Genomic DNA, 5,246 nt, shown 5'->3' on the forward strand with positions numbered 1-5,246 from the left:
GCAGGCCGCCGGCCCCGGTGACGCCCGGCAGTGTCCAGCCGGGAAAGGGCAGCAGCAGTTCGCGGGCACCGGTGCTGAGGATCAGGGCGTCATAGCCCACCAGCCAGCCACGCTCGGCGTCCTCCAGCAAGAGTTGTTTGGGGCCGGCTGCGGCGACCACGCGAGTGCCACTGAACACCTGGATGTTGCCCGCTTCCGCGAGGGCCTGGCGCAGCTGCCTCGCGTTGTCGGGCAGCTGCACCTGCGGCCCGTCGCGCCAGATCTGCCCGCCTGGGGCCGGGTTGTCGTCCAACACGGCGATGCGTGCGCCGCTGGGGGCGGCAGCCAGGGCCGCAGCCATGCCGGCGGGGCCGGCGCCGACGATCAGCAGGTCCACCTTCATCCTTGTGTCTCCACCTGCATGCCCTCGCGGCACAGCGTCTGGCAGGCCAGGCGGCGTTGGCCGTCGATGTTCACCCGGCATTCCTGGCAGATGCCCATGCCGCAGAAAGGCGCACGGCGCTGGCCGCTCACAGAGGTGCGGTTGCAGCCGTCGCCGCCCAGGGCGAGTGCTGCGGCCACCGTGGTGTCGGCGTCGACCTGCAGGTTGCGGCCATCCAGGCTGAGTTCGATCATCCTGCTGCTCCAGCGGAGGTGGACGAGGCGGCGAAGCGCTCGAAGGCATAGGGGGCGCTGGACAAGGGCAGGCTTTCGCCGAACAGTGCGGCGGCCAGTAGCCGGGCGGTTCCCGGTGCGGTGGTCACGCCCAGTCCCTCGTGTCCGACGGCGAGCCAGAGTCCTGGCTGGTCGGGGTGCTGGCCGATGATGGGCAGGCCATCCGGTGTGGCGGCGCGAAAGCCGGTCCAGCAGCGGATGGCGTTGAGCGCGCCGAGCCCCGGCAGGTAGTCCAGCGCCCTGGCGAGCATGCGGGCGAGCACGGGGCCTTCGACGCGGGGATCGAGGGTGTCGAACTGGCGCGACGAGCCCAGCAGGATCTGCCCCGTGGGGCGCGGCTGGGCATTGAAGGCCACCGAGGTGCCGGTGCTGGCGTGCGCGCTGCTGACGTAGCCGAGCTCCACCAACTGGTGGCGGATCTGGTCGGGGTAGCGGTCGGTGATCAGCAGGTGACCTTTCTTCGGCTCGATCGGCAGGCCCGGACAGAGCTCGGTGGCCTGGATGCCGTTGGCAAGCACCACGGCATCGGCCTGGAGCTGGCGGCCGTCGTCCAGGCGCACGCGGTTGCCGTCGACCGCCACTACGCGCGCGCGTTCGCGGGTGATGCTGGCACCGCCGTCGCGCAGCAGCCATCGCGCGGCGTTGGGGGCATAGAGGATGCCGTCGCCGCTCACTTTCAGGGCGCCGGCCAGGCCGTTGTGCAGTGCTGGCTCTGCTGCCCGGAGCTGTTTCGGGCCGAGCAGTTCGCAGGCGATGCCCTGGTCACGCAGCCTGTCGGCCTTGCGTTGTGCCTCGGCCATCTCCGCTTCATTGGCGGCCAGCCAGAGGGTGCCGCAATTGCGGTAGGCGCTGGCCTCATCGAGCTGTGTCGCCCACTGCCGCCAGAGTTTCTGCGAGTAGTCACAGAGCGCCAGTTCGGCCGGGTTATCGTCGATCGTCACCAGATGGCCCATGCCGGCAGCCGTGGCGCCGCCCTGGTCGCTGTCCAGCACTCGCACGTCGAGGCCGCGCCGGGCCAGCTCGTGGGCGCAGGCGCTGCCGACGATACCGGCGCCGATGACGATGACATCGGCCGTCACAGGCGGATGCCCCAGGCGAAGGGATCGTCCTCTTCCAGCAGCAGGGTGGCCTCCGCGCTGACATGGGCGCGGCCGCGAATGGTGGGGATGATGTGGCCGTCGCGAGCGTCGTCTTGCCAGTCGAAATGGCCTTCGAATCGGCTGCCGATGACACTGGCCTGACGCCAGGGCTCACCGGCGCGAAGCTTGCCGTCGGCGGCCAGGCAGGCCAGCTTGGCGCTGGTGCCGGTGCCGCACGGCGAGCGGTCGTAGGCCTTGCCGGGGCAAAGCACGAAGTTGCGGCTGTCGGCCTGGTCGTCATCGGCGAACAGTTCGATATGGTCGATCCCGCCGCCGTCCTCGCCACGGATGCCCTGTTCCTCCAGGGCCTGCATCACCGCACTGGTGTAGGCGGTCAGGGCGTCGAGGTTGTCGCTGGCGATGCGCTGGCCGTGGTCGGCGATGAGGAAGAACCAGTTGCCGCCCCAGGCGATATCGCCGAGGACGCTGCCGAGCCCTGCCACGTTCAGGCGCACGTCCTTGCGGTAGCGGTAGGCCGGCACGTTGCGCACGCTCACCGAGCGGTCCTCGTGCAGGGTGGCTTCCACCGTGCCCACCGGGGTTTCGATGCGGTGCACGCCCGGCTGGATGCGCCCCAGGTGCGCCAGCGAGGCCACCAGCCCGATGGTGCCGTGGCCGCACATGCCGAGGTAGCCGGTGTTGTTGAAAAAGATGACTCCGGCACAGGCCTGCGGATCAACCGGTTCGCAGAGCAGGGCGCCCACGAGCACGTCGTTGCCACGGGGTTCGAGCACGCTGGCGGCGCGCCAGTCGTCGAACCGCTCGGCGAGCAGTCGCCGGCGCTCGGCCATGTCGCCCTTGCCAAGGTCCGGGAAACCCTCGATCACCAGGCGGGTCGGCTCGCCGCCGGTGTGCGAGTCGATGACGCGGATTGTCTTCATGGAAGCCTGCCCCTGCTGTGGATATCTGCTGCAAGGGTGGCGCCGCCGGGGTGCTGGCGGCTTGAGGGATTTCTGCCGGGCCTGTGACGAAATCGGCACAGGCCCGGAGAATGGGTCAGCTGCGCCGTTCGACGATGTAGCGGGCCAGGGCGCGCAGCGGCTCGGCGCTTTCGCCCAGGTTGGCGACGGCCCGCAGCGCCTGGTCGCGCAGTTCCAGGGCGTAGGCCTTGGCGTTGTCGAGGCCGAGCAGGGCGGGGTAGGTAGGCTTGTCGTGGGCCTCGTCCTTGCCCTGGGTCTTGCCCAGGGTGGCGGTATCGCTTTCCACGTCGAGGATGTCGTCCTGCACCTGGAAGGCCAGGCCGATGGCACGGGCATAGATCCGCAGCGCCGCCAGGGCGGCGGGATCGGCGCGGCCGCTGGCCAGGGCGCCAAGGCGCACACTGGCTTCGATCAGGGCGCCGGTCTTGTGCCGGTGCATGGTTTCCAGGGCGGCCTGGTCGAGCTTGATACCCACCGAACCCAGGTCGATGGCCTGGCCGCCGACCATGCCAGCGGGGCCGGCGGCCTGGCTGAGGCTGGCGATCATCGCCAGGCGGGTCTCGGCATCGTGCGGGTTGCGCTGGGCATCGGCCAGTACCTCGAAGGCCAGCGTCTGCAGGCCGTCGCCGGCGAGGATGGCGCTGGCTTCATCGAAGGCGATGTGGGTAGTGGGCTGGCCGCGACGCAGGTCGTCATCGTCCATGGCCGGCAGGTCGTCGTGAACCAGTGAGTAGGCGTGGATCAACTCCACTGCGCAGGCCGCGCCGTCGGCTTGGGCCAGGTCGCCTCCGAGGGCTTCGCAGGCGGCGTAGACCAGCAGCGGGCGCACCCGCTTGCCACCGTTCACCACGCTGTAGCGCATGGCCTGGTAGAGGCGTTCCAGCGGCGCCAGCGGGGCGTTGAACAGCTCGCCGAGGGCGGCGTCCACCCGCTGCTGGCAACGGGCCTGGTAGCTGGCGATCATGCCTGTTCGTCCGCGTCGAAGGGCGCTTCCTCCAGCTGGCCGTCGCGCTCCAGCAGGATCTGCACCTTCTGCTCGGCCTGGCTCAGCGAGGCCTGGCATTCGCGGGTCAGGCGGATGCCCTGCTCGAAGGCGCTGAGGGAGTCCTCGAGCGACAGCTCACCGCTTTCCAGGCGTTCCACCAGGGTCTGCAGATCGGCGAGGGACTGTTCGAAATCGGGGGTGGCTTTCTTGCGGGCCATGCTGCTGTCTCGCGGAGGTCGAATCGGGCGCGACACTAGCAGAGCCGCACCCCATGGGCAAATGAAGGGGGCGGGCGGTTGCTGCCTCGGAGAGGTTTTCCCGTGGGGGCGAATTCATTCGCGATAGGCACCCACGGCAGCCCTGCGGCTGCATCGCGAATGAATTCGCTCCCACAAGAATGCAGTTCGTAGATACCATCTCTCCGATCAGATGCAACCGACCCTTTCAGGTCGGTTGCGGCTGATAGGGTGTCTGCGTCTTGAGCACACCATAGGCAATCTGCAGCAGCTTGCGCATGGCCGCGCCCAGGGCGCTCATCTTGGCTTTCCCGCGTGCCAGCAGACGCTGGTAAAGCGCTTTGACCGTGGGATTGTGCTGTTTGGCCACAATGGCCCCCATGTAGAGCTTGGCCCGCAGCCGAGGCTGCCCCGCTTTGGTCAAGCGTGGTTTGCCTTTTACCGACGTCCCCGAGTCCCAGGGGCGTGGAACCAGGCCCGCATAGGCCGCGCATTGTCGGGCACAGCCAAAGTCGCGGCTGTGCAGAAACGCCAGCAGGTGGCGGGAAAGGACATCCCCGATGCCCTGGATGCTCCGCAGCAGCTCCCGGTTGCGTTTGAGCTGGTCGTGCCGGTCGATGTGGTCGTCGATCTCCTGCTTCAGGCGTTCGGCCTCCTGACGCAGGGCACTGAGCATCGTATCGATGGAGGCCACTACGCTGAGGCTGGCCTGACTGACCTCGGCTTTTTCCCGCCGGTTCAGTTCGCGCTGGAGGTCCTCCTGCAACGCCTCATACCGCACGATCATCGCTTTCAGCTCGCGGATCTCCCGCGCCTCCGGCAACCAGCGTCGGGCCTTTTGGGTCGCGCCAAAACGGGCGAGCACCAGGCTGTCCTGCTTGTCCGTCTTACCGCGAATACCCAGGCTGCGCGCATATTCGCGGACTTGCGCCGGGTTCAGGACGAAGACCTGAACGCCACGGTCGTGCAGGTAATACGCCAAGGATTCGTGGTAGACCCCGGTGGCCTCAAGGAACACCTTCAGTTCCCCGGCGGCAACGCCACTGTGGGTGCAGCACCACTCGATCAAGGCGGCAAAGCCGTCTACTTGATTGGTAAATACCTTGGTCTTGACCTTCAGACTGTCCGGGTCGCGTAACCACAGACAGTCGAGCTTTTGCTTGCTGACATCGATTCCAATAACCGCCATCTCTCGATCCTTGCCTTGTTCATGCAGCCTCACTCCGGTGGAGGGGCTTGGATACCATTCAGGAGTTGGAGAAGAGGGCCGGGAGCACAATCTACGAAACAGAGTCGAGCTCTCAGGATGGGA

At 67.7% G+C, this 5,246-nt stretch carries 7 protein-coding genes; all 7 read right to left on the reverse strand.

Going from position 1 to position 5,246, the window contains the following annotated elements; genetic code table 11:
• On the reverse strand, nt 1-382 hold a 382-nt coding region (locus E8F11_RS05840; protein WP_280287874.1), incomplete at its 3' end, for an FAD-dependent oxidoreductase.
• Nucleotides 379-615, reverse strand: a complete 237-nt coding sequence (locus tag E8F11_RS05845) for a (2Fe-2S)-binding protein (protein ID WP_280287875.1) — start codon at nt 613-615, stop codon at nt 379-381. The genes E8F11_RS05845 and E8F11_RS05840, both read right to left, overlap by 4 nt.
• Nucleotides 612-1,733 carry an FAD-dependent oxidoreductase gene (locus E8F11_RS05850; RefSeq protein ID WP_280287876.1) on the reverse strand — a complete coding sequence of 374 codons (1,122 nt, stop codon included), beginning with the start codon at nt 1,731-1,733 and terminating at the stop codon, nt 612-614. The genes E8F11_RS05845 and E8F11_RS05850 overlap by 4 nt, the downstream gene beginning before the upstream one ends.
• Nucleotides 1,730-2,674 carry a 4-hydroxyproline epimerase gene (locus E8F11_RS05855; RefSeq protein WP_280287877.1) on the reverse strand — a complete coding sequence of 315 codons (945 nt, stop codon included), beginning with the start codon at nt 2,672-2,674 and terminating at the stop codon, nt 1,730-1,732. The genes E8F11_RS05850 and E8F11_RS05855 overlap by 4 nt, the downstream gene beginning before the upstream one ends.
• A gap of 115 nt (nt 2,675-2,789) precedes the next feature.
• Entirely contained in the window at nt 2,790-3,677 is an 888-nt protein-coding gene (ispA, locus tag E8F11_RS05860) for a (2E,6E)-farnesyl diphosphate synthase (protein WP_280287879.1), read from the reverse strand.
• Nucleotides 3,674-3,916 carry an exodeoxyribonuclease VII small subunit gene (locus E8F11_RS05865; protein ID WP_280287880.1) on the reverse strand — a complete coding sequence of 81 codons (243 nt, stop codon included), beginning with the start codon at nt 3,914-3,916 and terminating at the stop codon, nt 3,674-3,676. The genes ispA and E8F11_RS05865 overlap by 4 nt, the downstream gene beginning before the upstream one ends.
• A 226-nt stretch (nt 3,917-4,142) precedes the next feature.
• Nucleotides 4,143-5,123 (reverse strand): IS110 family transposase, encoded by a 981-nt coding sequence (locus E8F11_RS05870; protein WP_280286854.1) that lies wholly within the window; start codon nt 5,121-5,123, stop codon nt 4,143-4,145.
• Nucleotides 5,124-5,246: the final 123 nt, after the last annotated feature.

The organism is Pseudomonas sp. BN417, assembly GCF_029871205.1.
Taxonomy (GTDB): Bacteria; Pseudomonadota; Gammaproteobacteria; order Pseudomonadales; family Pseudomonadaceae; genus Metapseudomonas.

Coding starts and splice junctions, on each gene's coding strand:
- ispA (WP_280287879.1), bottom strand. CDS start 3,677: ATGATCGCCAGCTACCAGGCCCGTTGCCAGCAGCGGGTGGACGCCGCC.
- E8F11_RS05865 (WP_280287880.1), bottom strand. CDS start 3,916: ATGGCCCGCAAGAAAGCCACCCCCGATTTCGAACAGTCCCTCGCCGAT.
- E8F11_RS05845 (WP_280287875.1), bottom strand. CDS start 615: ATGATCGAACTCAGCCTGGATGGCCGCAACCTGCAGGTCGACGCCGAC.
- E8F11_RS05855 (WP_280287877.1), bottom strand. CDS start 2,674: ATGAAGACAATCCGCGTCATCGACTCGCACACCGGCGGCGAGCCGACC.
- E8F11_RS05870 (WP_280286854.1), bottom strand. CDS start 5,123: ATGGCGGTTATTGGAATCGATGTCAGCAAGCAAAAGCTCGACTGTCTG.